At 39.4% G+C, this 18,277-nt stretch carries 18 protein-coding genes; 17 read left to right on the top strand and 1 reads right to left on the bottom strand.

Annotated elements, in window-relative coordinates:
• Positions 1-273 precede the first annotated feature (273 nt).
• The gene (locus tag H8R91_RS03435; protein ID WP_186934868.1) at positions 274-489 is read right to left on the bottom strand and encodes a helix-turn-helix domain-containing protein; all 216 of its coding nucleotides are present in this window, start codon (positions 487-489) and stop codon (positions 274-276) included.
• Between the two features lie 151 nt (positions 490-640).
• Here H8R91_RS03435 and H8R91_RS03430 point away from each other — a divergent pair, with 151 nt between their 5' ends.
• The 17 genes from H8R91_RS03430 (at position 641) to rseP (ending at position 18,270) form a co-directional block, all read left to right on the top strand.
• A complete protein-coding gene (locus H8R91_RS03430) occupies positions 641-3,559 on the top strand; it encodes a CHAP domain-containing protein (RefSeq protein WP_186934867.1) in 2,919 nt (972 codons plus the stop codon).
• Positions 3,560-3,749: 190 nt separating this feature from the next.
• On the top strand, positions 3,750-4,265 hold the full coding sequence (locus H8R91_RS03425; RefSeq protein ID WP_186934866.1) for a hypothetical protein: 516 nt from the start codon (positions 3,750-3,752) through the stop codon (positions 4,263-4,265).
• Between the two features lie 24 nt (positions 4,266-4,289).
• Positions 4,290-5,561, top strand: a complete 1,272-nt coding sequence (locus H8R91_RS03420; protein ID WP_022235167.1) for an O-acetylhomoserine aminocarboxypropyltransferase/cysteine synthase family protein — start codon at positions 4,290-4,292, stop codon at positions 5,559-5,561.
• 24 nt (positions 5,562-5,585) lie between these two features.
• Positions 5,586-6,293 carry a 2-C-methyl-D-erythritol 4-phosphate cytidylyltransferase gene (gene ispD, locus H8R91_RS03415; RefSeq protein WP_186934865.1) on the top strand — a complete coding sequence of 236 codons (708 nt, stop codon included), beginning with the start codon at positions 5,586-5,588 and terminating at the stop codon, positions 6,291-6,293.
• Positions 6,294-6,308: 15 nt separating this feature from the next.
• A complete protein-coding gene (gene ispF, locus H8R91_RS03410; RefSeq protein WP_186934864.1) occupies positions 6,309-6,776 on the top strand; it encodes a 2-C-methyl-D-erythritol 2,4-cyclodiphosphate synthase in 468 nt (155 codons plus the stop codon).
• Between the two features lie 81 nt (positions 6,777-6,857).
• A complete protein-coding gene (locus H8R91_RS03405) occupies positions 6,858-7,358 on the top strand; it encodes a zinc-ribbon domain-containing protein (protein ID WP_022235164.1) in 501 nt (166 codons plus the stop codon).
• A 56-nt stretch (positions 7,359-7,414) separates the two neighbouring features.
• Entirely contained in the window at positions 7,415-8,563 is a 1,149-nt protein-coding gene (locus H8R91_RS03400; protein WP_186934863.1) for a D-alanyl-D-alanine carboxypeptidase family protein, read from the top strand.
• Positions 8,564-8,712: 149 nt separating this feature from the next.
• A complete protein-coding gene (locus H8R91_RS03395; protein ID WP_022235162.1) occupies positions 8,713-10,050 on the top strand; it encodes a glucose-6-phosphate isomerase in 1,338 nt (445 codons plus the stop codon).
• Positions 10,051-10,090: 40 nt separating this feature from the next.
• The gene (locus H8R91_RS03390) at positions 10,091-10,507 is read left to right on the top strand and encodes a hypothetical protein (protein WP_022235161.1); all 417 of its coding nucleotides are present in this window, start codon (positions 10,091-10,093) and stop codon (positions 10,505-10,507) included.
• A 283-nt stretch (positions 10,508-10,790) separates the two neighbouring features.
• Positions 10,791-12,134 carry a peptidylprolyl isomerase gene (locus tag H8R91_RS12480; protein WP_436286321.1) on the top strand — a complete coding sequence of 448 codons (1,344 nt, stop codon included), beginning with the start codon at positions 10,791-10,793 and terminating at the stop codon, positions 12,132-12,134.
• A gap of 113 nt (positions 12,135-12,247) precedes the next feature.
• Positions 12,248-12,706 carry a YaiI/YqxD family protein gene (locus H8R91_RS03380; RefSeq protein WP_022235159.1) on the top strand — a complete coding sequence of 153 codons (459 nt, stop codon included), beginning with the start codon at positions 12,248-12,250 and terminating at the stop codon, positions 12,704-12,706.
• Positions 12,707-12,804: 98 nt separating this feature from the next.
• Complete coding sequence (gene pyrH, locus H8R91_RS03375) at positions 12,805-13,518, top strand: UMP kinase (RefSeq protein WP_022235158.1); 714 nt, start codon at positions 12,805-12,807, stop codon at positions 13,516-13,518.
• A 31-nt stretch (positions 13,519-13,549) separates the two neighbouring features.
• Complete coding sequence (frr, locus tag H8R91_RS03370; protein WP_022235157.1) at positions 13,550-14,104, top strand: ribosome recycling factor; 555 nt, start codon at positions 13,550-13,552, stop codon at positions 14,102-14,104.
• Position 14,105: 1 nt separating this feature from the next.
• Entirely contained in the window at positions 14,106-14,849 is a 744-nt protein-coding gene (gene uppS, locus H8R91_RS03365; RefSeq protein WP_022235156.1) for an undecaprenyl pyrophosphate synthase, read from the top strand.
• A 19-nt stretch (positions 14,850-14,868) separates the two neighbouring features.
• Positions 14,869-15,699, top strand: a complete 831-nt coding sequence (locus tag H8R91_RS03360; protein ID WP_186934862.1) for a phosphatidate cytidylyltransferase — start codon at positions 14,869-14,871, stop codon at positions 15,697-15,699.
• A 3-nt stretch (positions 15,700-15,702) separates the two neighbouring features.
• Positions 15,703-16,854 carry a 1-deoxy-D-xylulose-5-phosphate reductoisomerase gene (locus H8R91_RS03355; RefSeq protein WP_186934861.1) on the top strand — a complete coding sequence of 384 codons (1,152 nt, stop codon included), beginning with the start codon at positions 15,703-15,705 and terminating at the stop codon, positions 16,852-16,854.
• 42 nt (positions 16,855-16,896) lie between these two features.
• Complete coding sequence (rseP, locus tag H8R91_RS03350) at positions 16,897-18,270, top strand: RIP metalloprotease RseP (RefSeq protein WP_186934860.1); 1,374 nt, start codon at positions 16,897-16,899, stop codon at positions 18,268-18,270.
• Positions 18,271-18,277 lie beyond the last annotated feature (7 nt).

Here is an 18,277-nt window from a genome sequence, read left to right as displayed (position 1 = left end):
ATTTCTGAATAAGTCAGTCAAAAACGGAAAATATACAAAACGCCCCTTTACGGTATAATGCAATCAAAATTACCGTAAAGGGGATTTTTATGGCAAAAAAATGTTTTTTATAAATAATTGGCACGATTGCCGATATATTCTAAAGACAGAAAAGAAGAGAATGACTTATGAAAAAGGAAATTTTTGATAATATTATAAAATATATTGACAAATACCGCAAAATGCAGTAAAATTTAGATAAAAATAACAGCAAAGCTTTCAAAATTTTTGCTGTTATTGAGAATTATTTTCTTTTTTATCTGTTAAGCCGAGTATATAATCGGTGCTGGTTTCAAAATGCTTTGCAAGGGCGATTAGTATAGATGTAGGTATATCACGCTGACCGAGTTCGTAATTACTATATACTTGCTGAGAACAGTGAAGAATAGCACTCATTTGTTTTTGAGTCAAATCGGCGTCTTCACGCAATTCCCGTATGCGTCTATACATAATTGTATCACCTCTGTTTTAGTATAGCATACCGCACATTGTTGTATTAATAATTACTGCAAAATGCAGTAATTATGTAAAAATATATTCTTAATTTTTTTAAACACAGTTTTTACTGTGAGGAAATAATTCTAAAAAATGGAGGTAAATTATGTATAAGAAAAGTCTAAAAATTATGAGCCTATTGTTAGTACTTTGCATTTCTTTTTCTTTTATGGGATTGAATCCGGCTAACGCTGTTCAATCTGACAAAATCAACAATATGCTTACTATTGCTGAAAATGAAGTAGGTTATTTAGAAACAACCTACGATGACGGTACTTTTTACTCAAAATACGGTGATTGGTACGGATATCCAAACGGAGCATGGTGTGCCATGTTCGTAAGTTGGTGTGCCAACCAAGCAAATATTTCAACTAATGTTATTCCAAAATTTGCGTCTTGTTCAACCGGCAGAACATGGTTTCAAAACAAAGGATTGTGGAAAAATAAAGGCGAATATGAACCAAAGCCCGGAGATTTGATTTTCTTCAATAATTGTTCCCATGTTGGTATCGTTAAAAAATTTGATGACGATATGATTTATACTATTGAAGGCAATGCTGCTGATGAAAATGGAAATAATTATGGGGTTAGAGAACGACAATATGCAATTTCAAGTAGTAAAATTACAGGTTATGGTATACCCGATACTGAAATACTAAATAAATTTAATGGCGCAGCAAATCAGAAAGCTGTTGCATATATGCTTCCGGATAGTAATTCTGCAACTGTTTGGGAAGTTTGGGAAAATGATGATTTAGAAATTTTATGTGAAGAGAACGATTTTTACCTTGTAATGTATCCTTTTTTGAGTACGGGTAAATTTGTTTCAGCTTACATAAAAAAGGATGTTGCAAATGTCAGTGGTTCAATTCCTAATGCAAATGAATGTTACAATATAAATAAAAAAGCTATTTGCATAACATCATCTTCATTATATCATAATGCGTCCGATGAATCATTATTATCAAGTACGGGAGTCGATAAAAAAATCAGAGCTACATTATCAGCTAATACAGAAGTTAATGTACTGTTTGAAAAAGATGGATTCTATTTTGTAAGAAATGATTCTGTGTCAGGTTTTATTAAAAAGGAAAATATAAAAATTAATGAAAGCACAAGTTCAAAGTTAGGTGATATTAACGGTGATAATTTTGTTACAATTTCTGATGCAACACATCTGCAAGGATATATTGCCGATATGCCCGCTTTTAGTTATATCTTTAATACCGGTGACTTAAATGGTGATGGATATATAGATGTACTTGATGTTACATTAATTCAGATGTATATTTCAGGTCATATAACAAAATTTCCTATAGAAAACACTCCTGTTGATACTAAACCTACTGAAACTGTTGTGCCAACAGCTCAAAAGGTTGAAGTATCTTCAATAGAAGTTCAAAATTCAAGCAGTATATATCTTAATGAACAAAAGCAGATTGAATATAAAGTATTGCCCGAAAACGCTACAGATAAAACAGTTTATTGGATAAGTAATGATGACGATATTGTTTCTGTTGATTCAAACGGTATAATGACAGGTAATTCCATTGGTACAGTAAAAATTATTGGAATTTCTAAAAATGGTGTAAAAACAAGTTTTTCTGTTACGGTAACTAACCGTAATGTTGAACCGTCAAAAGTAGAAATTGATAATAAATATCCGGCTGTAATGAATAACGGAGCTACCTTGCAATTAAATGCTACTGTTTCACCGGCTAATGCAACTGATAAAACGATTGTTTGGAGTTCGTCAAATTCAGATGTTGCTTCTGTAAATCAAAATGGTTTAGTAACTGCTAATAATGCCGGCACTGCTATAATTACTGCTAAATCTTCAAATGCTTCTGTTTATTCAACATCAACAATTCGTGTAAACAGAACAACAACTTACTTGGAAAATGGTACTTATTGTTTGAAATTAAAAGGTACAAGTTCTTATCTTGATCATCAAGGCGGTACTTCTAACGGTACTAATGTTCACCTTTGGTCGGGTGACGGTAATTCAAATAATAATCAAAAAATTGTAATTGACAGAATAGACGACAACAGGTATATGCTTCGCAGTGCTACATCAAATAATCTTCTTATTGATGTAAACAGAGGTTCATCATATAGCGATCCTATTGCAATAGGTAAAAATATTGATTTATGGGAAAATAACGACTGGGAAGCTCAAGAATGGTTGTTTACAAAAACCTATGACGGTTATTATATTATTCGTTTGAATATGTATCAGAATGGTGCTATTGAAGCCGGAGGTAAAGATAACGGAGCAAACATATTCTTTGGTACATATAATCCTGAAAATGATATGCAAAAATGGGAAATTGTTAAGTCCAATCCTTATGTTGAACCTGAAACCACTATGTGGGTTTGTAACACAGGAGATATTGGCAATGTAAATGTCAGAAGCGGACCGGGTAAAACCTATTCGTCAATTGGTGGATTTAACGAAGGACAGCAGGTTACAGTCATAGGCAGCACAAGTGCGGAATGGCTTAAAGTGAGAGGTGCTAATCGACATGGCGGTGGTACTATTGAAGGCTACTCGCATAGAGATTACTATACTACAACTAAACCAAGCGAATCAAATAATCCTGCACCAAATTTATATTCAGCTTCTTATAATGCATCTAATCCATTCGCTCAATGCAATTTATATGGACAATGTACATGGTATGCATGGGGACGAGCTAATGAAATATTAGGTATTAATATTCCTTGTAGAAATAATGCTAATACTTGGTATAGTGTAGCCAAAAACAATGGTTATGCTGTTGGTGCAACACCACGAAAAAATTCAATAGCTGTATGGTCTAAAGGGCAATATGGACACGTAGCTTTTGTAGAAAAAGTTGAAGGGGATTCTGTTACTATTACAGAATCAAACTGGGATAGAGTTACTTATGATTATCAGTACAATATTGAAAGTGGTATAAAATACTATAGTGGATATAAAACTTTGTCAACATCGAAAATGCAAAGTAGATACGGAACTTTGCTTGGATATATTTATTTATAAAACATTATAATCTCTGCACGGCAAGGCAACTTGCCGTGCTTTTATGTGTAAAGGCAAAAAATTAATCTGAAATTTCTAATTTGTTAGCAATGAGGTATTGCTACATATGCTTTTTTGTGATAAAATGGTAAATAATACGAATTGCAAATAAATTATTGTGATATTTTTTATAAAAAAAGGAAACATTTTTATGAAGCTATGTACTAAATGCAAGCATTTGCACAATGATGAGGACGCAGTGTGCAGTAACTGTAATTCTCCTCTTGAGAGCATTACCGATGAGAATACTCCCGTATATCTCCTTTCTGCCGAGGGATTTGAGCTTGAGCGTGTTAAAACCGCACTTGAAGACAATTCTATCCCTTGCGACAGCGTTATTAAGGACAAACAGCTTAAAAAGCAGGAATTTATAAATAAAAATTCTGCCGAAAGCGATATTTTGGTTCCTTATGCCGCATATGAAAAAGCCTACGATATATGTATAGGAATCGGCGCAATTAAAGAAGATGATACTCAGGTTCTTGAAGATGCGGTTGAGCAAAAAGACAGTAACGAGCCTACTCTTGACGAAAAATTCGAGAAGATGAGCGGCGTTAAACGCACCACCGTAAGAGTTCTTTCAGCCATTGCGTTTCTTGCGCTTGTTGCTCTTGCAGTGTACGGCACAGATTTTATAACGGGTTTTATAAAAGGTTTATTTGGTTAAATTAATTATTTTGGAGGAAAAACAATGAATATTGAAACAAAATGCGTACAGGCAGGCTGGCAGCCGCACAAAGGCGAGCCGAGAGAATTGCCGATTTATCAGAGCACTACTTTTAAGTACGACACAAGCGAAGAAATGGGTAAGCTCTTTGACCTTGAGGCAGAGGGATATTTTTACACAAGACTTCAAAACCCTACCAATGACAGCGTAGCCGCTAAAATCTGCGCTATGGAGGGCGGCGTGGCTGCAATGCTCACTTCAAGCGGTCAGGCTGCAAACTTCTTTGCTGTGTTTAATATCTGCGAGGCAGGCGACCATCTTATCGCCTCATCTTCAATTTACGGCGGTACATACAATCTCTTTGGTACTACCCTCAAGAAGATGGGCATTGAATGCACATTTGTAGACCAGGATCTCCCTGAAGAAGAACTTGCCAAGCTCTTTAAGCCAAACACTAAGGTTGTATTCGGTGAAACAATCACTAATCCGACTGTTTCTGTTTTTGATATTGAAAAATTTGCAAGACTTGCACATTCGCACGGTGTTCCGCTTATTGTAGACAACACATTTGCCACTCCCGTAAACTGCCGTCCGTTTGAGTTCGGTGCAGACATTGTTACACACTCAACAACCAAGTATATGGACGGTCACGCAACAGCGGTTGGCGGCTGTATTGTTGACAGCGGTAATTTTGACTGGCTTGCTCATGCTGACAAATATCCGGGACTTACAACTCCCGACGATTCATACCACGGTATTGTTTATGCCGAGCGTTTCGGTAAGGCGGCTTACATCACAAAGGCTACTTCACAGCTTATGCGTGACCTCGGTGCTATTCAGTCACCGCAGCACGCTTATTACCTCAATATCGGTCTTGAGTCACTTCACCTTAGAATGAAAAAGCATTGCGAGAACGCACTTGCCGTTGCAAAATATCTTAAAAACAACGAAAATGTAGCTTGGGTTAGCTATCCTGACCTTGAAGATGACAAGTACCACGAGCTTGCTAAAAAGTATCTTCCGAATGGTTCTTGCGGTGTACTTGCTTTCGGTATCAAGGGCGGCAGAGAAGAATCAATAAAGTTTATGGATTCGCTTAAGTTTATCACAATCGTTACTCATGTTGCCGACGCGAGGTCATGTATTCTTCACCCCGCAAGCCACACACACCGTCAGATGACAGACGAACAGCTTATTGAGGCAGGAGTAGCTCCTGACCTTATCCGCCTTTCTGTAGGTATTGAAAACGCGGATGATATTATCGCAGACCTTGCACAGGCGTTTGAAAAAATTTAAAAATTATACTCGGGAGTTGATTTTATGTCAGCTTATGTTTCTGCTGTAATAGTTGCGGCGGGCGGCTCTGTAAGAATGGGAATTGCAGACAGCAAACAGTTTATTCCGCTTCTTGACAAGCCGGCTATTGAATATACTTTAAAAGCATTTCAGAAATGCTACCTTATAAAAGAAATTGTTATAGTTTGCCGTGAGCAGGATGTTGACCGCATTAACGAACTTGTAAATCAAAACGGATTTACAAAGGTCAGCAAAGTTGTGCTCGGCGGTTCTTCACGCTCCGCAAGCGTGCGCAACGGCATTAAGGCGGCAAATGAAAAGGCAAAATATTTTGCTATTCACGACGGCGCCCGTCCGCTTATTACTGTTGACGAAATCGAAAGAGTTGTTGAGGCGGCTTTTGAAACCGGTGCGGCAACCCTCGGAACATCCGTTACGGATACAATCAAAATCGTTGACGGATTTAATAAGATTGAGAGCACACCGCTCCGCTCACAGCTTAGAGCAGTGCAGACTCCGCAGGTTTTTGAAAGAGATTTGTATATGTTTGCTCTTGAAAATGCAGGAGAAAACAGCCTTGAATTTACCGACGACTGCGCTCTTATCGAAAATATGGGCGGCGAAGTTCTCGTTGTAAAGGGCAGTGAAGAAAATATAAAACTCACCACTCCCGTAGATGTAATTCTTGCGGAAAGCATACTTAAAAACCGCATTAAGAACGGTAATTTCTGAACGAAAGGATAACATATGAGGATTGGTCACGGTTACGATGTTCATAAATTTGCAGAAAACAGAAAACTCATTTTAGGCGGAACAGAAATTCCGTATGAGTTTGGCTTGCTCGGTCATTCCGATGCCGATGTGCTTGTTCACGCAGTAATGGACAGCTTGCTCGGCGCTACGGCTCTCGGTGATATAGGCAAACATTTTCCCGATACCGATGAAAGGTACAAAGGCGCAGACAGCATCGCTTTGCTCAAAGAGGTTTGCAGAATCCTTGACGAAAACGGCTACAAAATCGGCAATATTGATTCTACGGTAATTGCCCAAAAGCCGAAGCTTAAGGATTATATCTATGCCATGAGAGAAAATATTGCAAATGCTTGCGGCATTGATATTTCGCAGGTAAGCGTAAAGGCAACCACAGAAGAAAAGCTCGGTTTTACAGGCAGGCTTGAGGGCATTTCCGCTCACGCTGTTTGTATTATCGAATAATGAATTAATTAAGGATATTGAGCATACATATTAAACTATGAATGTTTGTATCATACACAAAAATAATGGAGGCACACAAAAATGAAAAATTGTCCAAGATGTAACGCACAGATGGAAGACAACGCTGTTTTTTGCCAGAATTGCGGTTTTTCTGTTGCACAGCAGGCAGAACCACAGGCACAGCAGCCACAGTACAATCAGTATGCGGCAGCTCCCGCTCCTGTTGTAGATCAATATGACCATACAGCTGAATTTTCTGCCGAAGATGTTTCTGAAAACAAGCTTTTGGCAGCAGTGATTTATGTATCAAGCATACTCGGTATTATTGTTGCACTTATTGCACAGAGCTCAAGAAAGTCTAAGTATCTTGATTTCCATATCAAGCAGGGACTTAAATCATTTGTTGTAATGTTTTTCCTCGGCGTAATCGGAGCTGTTTTATCATGGACTTGTATTTTTGCGATTGCGGCAGCTGTTTGTGAGGTTATCGTTCTTGTTTGCAATTATATCTGTCTTTTCAAGTCACTTGCCAACAAGTCAATCGAAATTCCGATTATTCGCAGCCTCGGTTTTCTTAAATGATTTAACTTAAATCATACAAGCCACACCTCGTTCATATTATTGAACGAGGTGTTTTTATGATAAAAAAATTATCGTTGGCTTTGATTATTGCAATAATTTTTACGGCGATACCTGTATTTTCGGTTGATGTCAATGCTGTGACGGAAGAAACGATTACAGCGCCGTCGGCCGTGCTTATGGAAACTTCATCGGGCAAAATATTGTTTGAAAAAAATCCGCACGAACAGCGTCCCTGCGCATCCATTACAAAGGTTATGACAATGCTGCTTGTTTGCGAGGCAATCGACAACGGAAAATTGAGCCTTGACGATACAATCACCGCCTCGGCGCACGCAGCGTCAATGGGCGGCAGCGACATATGGCTCGAAGAGGGCGAAACTATGAGCGCAGACGATATGATAAAAGCGACGGTTGTTGCATCGGCAAACGATGCGGCGGTTGCGCTTGCAGAGCATCTGTGCGGTAGTGAAGAAGTGTTTGTAGAGAAAATGAATGAAAAGGCAAGTCAGCTCGGAATGAAAGACACGGTATTTAAAAACTGCAACGGACTTGACGAGGACGGACACATTACCTCAGCTTATGATGTTGCGGTAATGTCGAGAGAACTTATGAAGCACGAAATGATTTTTGATTACACTTCAATATGGCTTGATAATCTTCGTGACGGAAAAACACAGATTGTAAATACAAATAAACTTCTGAAAACTTATAACGGCATAACGGGACTGAAAACAGGCACTACAAATGATGCCGGCTGTTGTATGTCGGCGTCGGCAAAAAGGGGAGATATGAGCCTTGTTGCGGTAGTTCTCGGCTGTAACTCGGGTAAAGAGCGTTTTTCGGACGCAGCAGCTTTGCTCGATTACGGTTTTGCAAACTTTTCGGTAACACAGTTGAAAGCACCCGAAGATTTACCGAAAACAATTAAGGTTGAAAACGGTATGCAGGGAAATATCGGTATTGGCTGTGATGTAAACGCAAGCATTGTTCTTGATAAAAACAGCAGTTCAAAGATAGTTTCAAAAATTGATTTGCCCGAAAGCATAGAAGCCCCCGTTGTGAGCGGACAAAAGCTTGGCACGGTTACATACAGCCTTGACGGCAATGCCGTAAAAAGCTTTGAAATTACCGCTTTGCAGGACGCAGAAAAGATTTCTTTTGCCTCAGTTTTCTCGGCTTTATTAAATTCTATAATTTCTTTATAAAATATACAAAATGACCTTGCAAAAAGTCGGGAATTATAGTATAATAAGACAGCAAAGATACTTGTTTCGGATTTTATGTTGCTTTTATCACCGTTTTTACGGTATATTACGCAGTATTATTCCGAAAGGGAATTTTGGGGGAATTAATAATGGCTACAAAACTTACAGACAAATATTTAAAAGGTTTCGTTAATGAACACGAGTATGAGGGTGTGGCTGCTGAAGTAAAGGCTGCTCACAAGGTGCTTCACGACGGTACAGGTCTTGGAAACGATTTCCTCGGCTGGCTTAATCTTCCTACAGATTATGACAAAGAGGAGTTTGCAAGAATTAAGGCTGCTGCCGAGAAGATTAAAAAAGATTCCGATGTATTTATTGTAATCGGTATCGGCGGTTCATACCTCGGTGCAAGAGCCGCAATTGAATTTCTTACTTCACAGAACTACAACCTTACTTGTAAGGATACACCGCAGATTTACTTTACAGGTAACTCAATCAGCTCATCTGCACTTGCAGAGATTATGGAGCTTTGCGAGGGTAAAGATGTATCTGTAAATATGATTTCAAAATCAGGTACTACAACCGAGCCTGCCATCGCATTCCGTGTATTCCGTGAAATGCTTGAGAAAAAGTATGGCAAAGAGGGCGCAAGAGAGCGTATTTACTGCACAACAGATAAGGCTAAGGGCACACTTAAGGCTCTTGCAGACGAAGAGGGTTACGAAACATTCGTAGTTCCTGATGATGTAGGCGGTCGTTTCTCTGTACTTACAGCAGTAGGTCTTCTTCCGATTGCTGTTTCAGGCGCTGACATTGATGCTCTTATGCAGGGTGCGGCAACTGCTCAGAAAGAATTTGACAATGACGACCTCGCTACAAACGATTGTTACAAATATGCGGCACTCCGTAATATTCTTTACCGTAAGGGTAAAACAATGGAGGTTATGGTATCTTACGAGCCTGCTTACACAATGATGTCTGAATGGTTTAAGCAGCTTTTTGCAGAGAGTGAAGGCAAGGATAACAAGGGCATTTTCCCTGCAAGCGTTATCTTCTCAACAGATCTTCACTCACTTGGTCAGTACATTCAGGACGGCAGAAGAACTATGTTTGAAACTGTTGTTCTCTTTGATAAATGTAAAAAAGAAGTTACACTCGGCACAGATCCTACTAATGTTGATGGTCTTAACTTCCTTTCGGGAAAGACAATGGGATATGTAAATCAGAAAGCTTTTGAGGGTACGGTTCTTGCTCATAACGACGGCGGTGTACCTAACATCGTTCTCAATGTTCCTGAGATGAACGAATCAGAGCTTGGCTATCTCATCTATTTCTTTGAAAAGGCTTGTGCTATTTCCGGCTATATGCTTGGCGTAAATCCATTTAACCAACCCGGCGTAGAAAGCTACAAGAAGAATATGTTTGCTCTCCTCGGCAAACCGGGTTATGAGGATCAGAAGGCTGCTCTTGAGGCAAGACTCAAGTAATTTCTTTTGTAAATAAGTTTAATATTCTGGAGGAAATAATATGGTTACTTTACTTATCGGTAAAAAAGGAACAGGCAAAACAAAAAAACTTATCGCTCTTGCTAATGAGGCAGTTGCTGCTTCTGCAGGTAATGTTGTTGTAATTGAAAAGGGCGCAAAGCTTACTTACGATGTAACACACAAGGCAAGACTTATTGATACCGAGCAGTACCTCATTGAGGGTTACGATATGCTCTTTGGTTTTATCAGCGGTATCTGCGCAGGCAACTATGATGTTACAGACATTCTTGTTGACTCAACATTCAAAATTTGCCCTACAGGTGTTGACGGTGTAGAAACTTTCACAAAGAAGTTGCAGGAGCTTTCAGAGGCTTCATCGACAAACATCGTTCTTCTTATTTCAGCAGAGGAGTCAGAGCTTCCTGAATCTATCAACGCTGTTTGCCAGAAGGTATAATTAATTTCAAGTTTTAACGGACTGCTCTCTTTTGCAGGGCAGCCCGTTTTTTCTGCAATTTTGCGTTGCGGTATGATTGATAAATTATGGTTTAGCTGAATACTTCATTAGATATTATAAAAGGTTGACCAAACTATTATAATTAAGCAGTAAAATATTCTGCTAAAATCTGACTTTTTTCAACTTTCAAAACTTTTTCACTTGAAATTCACAAAAATTATATCTTGCTGTCAGTTTTAGTTTATATAATTTTACAGAAAAACTAAATGGGAAGGGAATAACGATGAATTTAAAAAAATTAATTTTAAAAGCGTCACTCGGCGATAAAAAATCACTTGATTTTATTGCCGAAAAATATCAGAATTATGTCTGCTTTTTCTGTTCAACTGTAATTTCAGACAGTCAAAAAGCTGAAAATGCATTTAAAAAATCTTTTAAGGCTGTTTTTTCTGCCATAGAAAAAAATTCTAAAGTCGATAACCTTGACGAAATTGTAACATACGAAACCGCAAGAGTTTGCAAAGGCTTTATTTCCGATGAAAAAAACTCTGACAATATTCCTGCAAAGTTACAGCCTTTTGCGGATAAAGACAAAATATCATCTGTATCTGCAATTACAGACGAACAGAAAAAACTTTTTGTGAATGCTCTTAAAGCCGTAGGAGCAAATCAAAGAATCGCACTTGCTCTTAATTTATTATGCGATTATGATGCAAAGAAAATTGCCGATGTTTTAAAAATTTCTGAAGATAAAGTGCAAAATTCTCTTGATTACGGCAGAGAAAATGTAAAAAAACAGTTAAGACTGTCAAACGGAAATTTCAGTAAAAGAGATATTGTTTTCTTAATGACGGCATCATCGGATATAGTTAAAAGCGCTGCGGCACAGAAAAAACTTTCCGATACTGCCGATAAAGCAGTTGATGATATAGTGCTGTCTTTGGCTAAACCGCAAAAATCGGATAAAAAGAAAGCGTGGATTGCAATTTCAGCCGTTGCTGTTTTTCTTATTGCTGTTATAGTTGTTTTTGCCGTAACTTCAAATAAAAATAACAATACCCCAACAGCTACGGATGCTTCTGTAACTGTCGGAACAAATACATCTGCCACCATAGGCACCGATGAGGCAAAGGGTACTCATCACGCAGAGATTAATATTCGTGATTACGGCGTAATTAAGGTAGAGCTTGACGGTGATGTTGCTCCGATTACGGTTGCAAACTTTATAAATCTTGCAAACAGCGGTTTTTATGACGGACTTACATTCCACCGTATTATTGACGGATTTATGATGCAGGGCGGCGACCCGTTAGGAAACGGTACAGGCGGTTCGGATAACACAATCAAGGGCGAATTTTCGCAGAACGGCGTAGAAAATAACCTTTCACATACAAGAGGTGCGATTTCTATGGCTCGTTCAACAGATATGGACAGCGCAAGTTCACAGTTCTTTATTGTTCAGTCAGACAGCACATATCTTGACGGTCAGTACGCTTGCTTCGGATATGTAACCGACGGTATGGATATTGTCGATAAAATCTGTAAAAATGCGGTAACAACCGACAGCAACGGTTCTGTAGACGCAGAAAATCAGCCTGTTATAAATTCAATTAAAATTACAGATTAAAACTAAACGGACTTGATTTTTTCAAGTCCGTTTTTAGGTTATTGTCTTAGAATTTATTTCAATGTTTGTGTAACTTTAATAAAAACATTACGATATAAAAAGGAGGTAAACGCTTGAAAATATTGGTAGATGCAGACGCTTGTCCCGTTGTAAAACAAGTTGAAAAGATTGCTAAAAAGCACAGAGTGCCTGTCATTTTGCTTTGCGATACAAACCACATTCTTTCATCAAATTACAGTGAAATTAAAGTAATCGGTGCAGGCGCCGACGCTGTTGACATTGCGCTTGCAAATCTTTGTCAAAGCGGAGATATTGCTGTTACGCAGGATTACGGAGTTGCGGCTCTTGTACTCGGCAAAGGCGGTTATGCAATTCATCAGTCGGGAAAAATATTTACAAACGAGAATATCGACGGACTTTTAATGGAGCGGCATATCAACAAAAAGGCAAGAATGTCATCTTCAAAAAATCATCTCAAAGGGCCTAAAAAGCGTACAAAAGAGGACGATTTAAGGTTTGAATCGGCATTTGAAAGTCTTTTATGCGGAATATTGTCACACGATTTAAAATAAAGAACGCAAAATAGAAAATATTGTCTTAATTTTCTTTACAAAACAGGCATTTTATAGTATTATTATAGTAATTATATTACACAGTGGGGTGTTAAGTTATGAAACCAAAATACAATAGAATTTTATTAAAACTTTCAGGCGAATCACTTGCAGGTGATCAGAAAACAGGTATCGACTTCGACAAAGTTGTTGAAATATGTAAACCAATCAAAAAGTGCGTAGACGCAGGCGTTCAGGTAGGTATCGTTGTTGGCGGCGGTAACTTCTGGAGAGGCAGAAGTTCAGGTGATATGGACAGAACAAGAGCAGACCATATGGGTATGCTTGCAACCGCAATCAACGCTCTCGGCGTAGCAGACGCACTTGAGCAGCTCGGCTGCGTAGTAAGAGTTCAGACCGCTATTTCAATGCGCCAGGTTGCAGAGCCTTACATTCGCAACAAGGCTATGTGCCATCTCCAATCAGGCAAGGTTGTAATCTTCGGCTGCGGTACAGGTAACCCATTCTTCAGCACAGACACAGCTGCCGCTCTGCGTGCAAACGAGATTGAGGCTGACATTATGATGAAAGCTACAATGGTTGACGGCGTATATGACAGCGACCCTAAAACAAATCCAAATGCTAAGAAGTACGATGTTGTTTCTTTCCACGAGGTTCTCAACAAGGACCTTGCGGTAATGGACAGCACAGCAGCTTCACTTTGTAAGGACAACAAGCTCCCTGTTCTCGTTTTCAGCCTTGAAGACCCTGAGAATATTTATCGTGCGGTATGCGGTGAAAACATCGGTACTGTAGTTGATGCTATAGACTAATATTTTATGATGAACTAACGGAGGAAACATTATGCAAACACAGATTAAAAAGGCTTCTGAATCAATGGAGAGAAGAGTATCTCATATGCAGCAGGAGTTTTCTGAAATCAGAGCCGGCAGAGCAAACCCCGGCGTACTCGATAAGGTAAAGGTTGATTATTACGGTGCACCTACTCCTGTAAACCAGCTTGCGGCAGTTTCGGTAACAGAGGCAAGAACTCTCACAGTTCAGCCTTGGGATATGTCTGTTTTAAGACAGATTGAAAAGGCTATTCTTACATCTGACATCGGTATTAACCCACAGAACGACGGTAAGGTTATCCGCCTTGTATTCCCGCCTCTTACAGAGGACAGAAGAAAGGAAATCGTAAAAGACATTATGAAGATTTCCGAAGATACAAAGGTACAGGTAAGAAATGTTCGCCGTGACTTAATCGACAAACTTAAGGCTATGAAGAAGAGCGGCGAGCTTACAGAGGACGATTTAAAGCAGGGCGAAAAGAAAGCGCAGGAGCTTACAGACAAGTATATCAAGAATATAGACACAATTTCAGCCGCAAAGCAGAAAGAAATTTTGGAGATGTAATATGGCTTTTTGGAATTCAAAGTCTGAAGAAGCTAAAAAAACGGATATAATTTTACCCGAACACATAGGTATTATAATGGACGGTAACGGCAGATGGGCAAAAAAGCGCAGTCTGCCTCGTTCTGTCGGACATCGTGAGGGCGCAAAAACTTTCAGAAAAATCACAAGATATTGCTCGGACATCGGTATAAAATATCTTACCGTTTATGCTTTTTCAACTGAAAACTGGAAACGCCCGGAGGATGAAGTCAGCGCTCTTATGAAACTTTTTAAGTCTTACCTTAATGAGGCGCTTGAGGACTTCAAAGATGACAGCATTGTTGTAAAATTTATCGGAGATAAATCTCATTTCAGCTTAGATTTGCAAAATCTTATGATTGAAAACGAGGAAAGTTCAAAAGACCGTGACGGTATGGTGCTTAATATTGCTATGAATTACGGCAGCCGTGACGAAATTGTGCGTGCCGTTAAAAATATAAGCACAGATGTAAAAAGCGGTAAGATTGATGTTGAAAATATTGACGAATCGCTTTTTTCAAATTATCTTTATACCGCCGGTCAGCCCGATCCCGATTTGATTATCAGGCCGAGCGGTGAATACAGAATTTCAAACTTTATGCTATGGCAGGCGGCTTATACCGAGTTTGTCATAATGAATAAGCTCTGGCCTGATTTTGAAAAATCGGACCTTGACGAGGCTATTAATATATACTCTCAACGCAACAGGCGCTTTGGAGGAGTATAAAGAAGCAGGTAGATCAGTTATGAAATCATTAAAAGCAAGACTTCTTACAGCGGTTGTCGGCATTTCCATAATTTTAGTTTTGCTGTTTTTGGGAGAAATACAGCCGCTCGTAATCGCCTTTGCGGTAGCTGCGGTTACGGCGTTTATGACAGGCGAATACTTACACGCTAACAAGCTGTTGAAAAAATATTTTATTTCGGTTCCGTGCATACTATTTGCAGCAGTAATTCCCATAGTATTAAATACGGGCTTGGTATATCCGATTATTGCCGTTTTTATGATAGTGGGGTTTGCTATGCTGATATACAATCACAAGCAAATCAATTATCTTGACTTTGCGTATGCGATGTTCGGCACACTTCTTATCACATTCGGAATGAGTGCGTTTTCGGCTCTTTGCCTTAATTGCAAGCCGTTGAGTTTTTACTTTGCCACTATTTTTTCACTTCCTTGGATGGCGGACGCAGGCGGATTTTTTATCGGCGCAAGCTTTGGCAAACATAAACTTTGTCCGAATGTCAGCCCTAAAAAAACGGTTGAGGGCGCAGTCGGCGGAGTAATTTTCTGCGTATTGACTGCCGTTGTACTCGGTTTGCTCTTTGCGTTTGTAATTGCTCCCGAATATAAGTTTAACTTTGTTGCTCTTATCATTCTCGGTGTTGTTGACGCCGTGGTTTCTATTTTCGGCGACTTGAGTTTTTCTCTTATCAAGAGAAGTGTAGGCATTAAGGACTACAGTTCTGTATTTCCCGGTCACGGCGGTATGCTCGACAGATTTGACAGCATTATTTTTACCGCTCCTGTTATGCTTGCAATCAATCAGTTTTTGCCTTTTGCTACGGTGGTGTAAATTATGATTAAAAATATTTCCGTTTTAGGTTCAACAGGTTCAATCGGTACTCAAACGCTTGATGTTGTCGATAAACTTAATTTGAATGTTACAGCGCTTACCGCAAATTCAAATGTAAAGCTAACGGAACAGCAGATAAGAAAGTATAAGCCGCAGATTGCAGTGCTTTTTGACGAAGAAAAAGCAAAAGAATTACAGCTTGCGGTCAAAGATACCAATACAAAAGTTCTCGGCGGAATGGACGGACTTATTGCGGCGGCAACCGAAAAAAGCTGCGAACTTGTACTTAATTCCGTTGTGGGAATGGTAGGCTTGCTACCCACAATTGCGGCGGCAAATGCCAAAAAAGATATTGCGCTTGCAAATAAGGAAACTCTTGTTGCGGGCGGACATCTTGTTACGGATGCTGTCAGGGATAATAATGTAAGGCTTTTGCCTGTTGACAGCGAGCACTCGGCAATTTTTCAATGCTTGCAGGGGATGCCGCAGAATAAGGCGCTTAAAAAGCTGATACTTACGGCATCGGGCGGTCCTTTCTTTGGCAGAACCCGTGACGAACTTAAAAATGTAACGGTAGAGCAGGCGCTTAATCATCCGAATTGGAGCATGGGTGCAAAAATAACCATCGACTCTGCTACAATGATGAATAAGGGACTTGAAATTATAGAGGCAAGCAGACTTTTTGATGTTGAGGGCGACAGAATTGATGTTGTGGTTCACAGAGAAAGTATAATCCATTCGCTTGTTGAGTATGACGATAATTCGGTTATCGCTCAACTCGGCTTGCCCGATATGCGTATACCTATTCAGTATGCGGTTACATATCCCGACCGTTATGAGTCGCCTGTGGGCGAGCTTAAACTTGCGGATATTGCCAAAATGACATTTTTTGAGCCTGATTACAAGACTTTTGAATGTCTTACAGCATGCAAGAAAGCCCTTGATACAGGCGGTACGGCTACGGCTGTGGTAAACGGCGCAAATGAAGAGGCAAACGCTTTATTCCGTCGGGGAAAAATATCTTTCCTTGAAATCGGCAGTCTTGTTACGGAATCATTAAATGCCGTAAAGACAATTAATCAAAAAAATGTTGAGGATGTTCTGAACGCAGACGCACTTGCAAGAGAGTTTGTACGCAGAACGGTAAACAAATAATTAGATTTTGCGGAATTTTTATCTGGAGTTGATTGACCAAATATGCAAATATTAGTAACTATAGCCTTGGTAGTAATTGCGGTGCTGCTTTTTGAGCTGATTATAGGATTACATGAGTTCGGACATTTCATTACGGCAAAGCTTTCGGGCATTAAGGTAAATGAATTTGCACTTGGAATGGGGCCAAAGCTTTTTAGTTTTAAAAAGGGCGAAACACAGTATTCTTTAAGACTTTTCCCGATTGGCGGATATTGTGCAATGGAGGGCGAGGACGAAGACAGTCCCGAGCCACGCTCGTTTAATAATGCAAAGGTCTGGAAACGAATGATAGTCATTATTGCGGGTGCGGTAATGAATATAATTCTTGGCATAATTTTTTCTTTTATAATGGTCATTCCGCAGGAGGCATACTCTTCTACGACTGTTGAACAGTTTGACCCACGCTCTTATTCCGCAAACTGCGGTTTACAGATCGGCGATAAAATCGTTAAGGTCAACGGATATGATATTTACAATTCAAAGGATTTATCTTTTTCGTTTGCAGGTGTAAACTGTGAAAATGTTGACGGTAAGTCTGTATCCGTATATAAGCAGGACTGCGCAAATGCAATCTGTACGGAGTACAGTAAAATCGCAACCGATAAAAAGCCCGATGACGATACGCTCCTGAAACTTTACAATATCACAACCGACGGTTGTACGGCGGTGAATAATTCCGCCGACAAAACCGAGGCTAAAAAGGTGATGGACGATACCGTCAAAAAACTTTATGATACAATCGGTGTAACAGACTATACTCTACCGACAATTACCGAAAAAGATACCCGTCAGCGTTATACTGCAACTGTTACGGTAATAAGGGACGGCAAAGAAGTTGAGCTAAACGATGTTCAGTTCTTTACTTACTATAAAAACGAAGAGGATAAAGAGGCAGATAAGCCGTCGGTTTCTCTTGATTTTTATGTTGAGCCAATCGACAAAACATTCACTTCTGTAATTAAACAGGGATTTTCCGAAGCTTTGTCAGTCGGCAGAATGGTATGGCAGTCGGTTGTATGGATTGCGCAGGGCAGATTTGGATTTAAAGATATGTCAGGTCCTGTCGGCATTGCATCTGCGGTAACACAGGTTGCCTCACAGGGACTTGAAACAAACTTCGGTTCTGCGGTATTTAATATTTTAAATGTAATGACCTTGATTACAATAAATCTCGGTATATTCAATATGCTCCCGTTCCCGGCACTTGACGGCGGAAGATTTTTGCTTTTGCTTATTGAGTGGATATTCAGAAAGCCGATACCGAGAAAGGTTGAGAAATATATCAATGCAGCAGGCTTTATTATTCTTATGGGATTTATGGTTGTTGTAACCTGTAAGGATATATGGCAGCTGTTTACCGGACAGCTAAGCCTGTAGCACAGGA

Origin of the sequence: Ruminococcus intestinalis, from assembly GCF_014288065.1 — a bacterium.
GTDB lineage: Bacteria > Bacillota > Clostridia > Oscillospirales > Acutalibacteraceae > Ruminococcoides > Ruminococcoides intestinale_A.
This window is presented reverse-complemented; position numbering and strand designations above follow the sequence as displayed.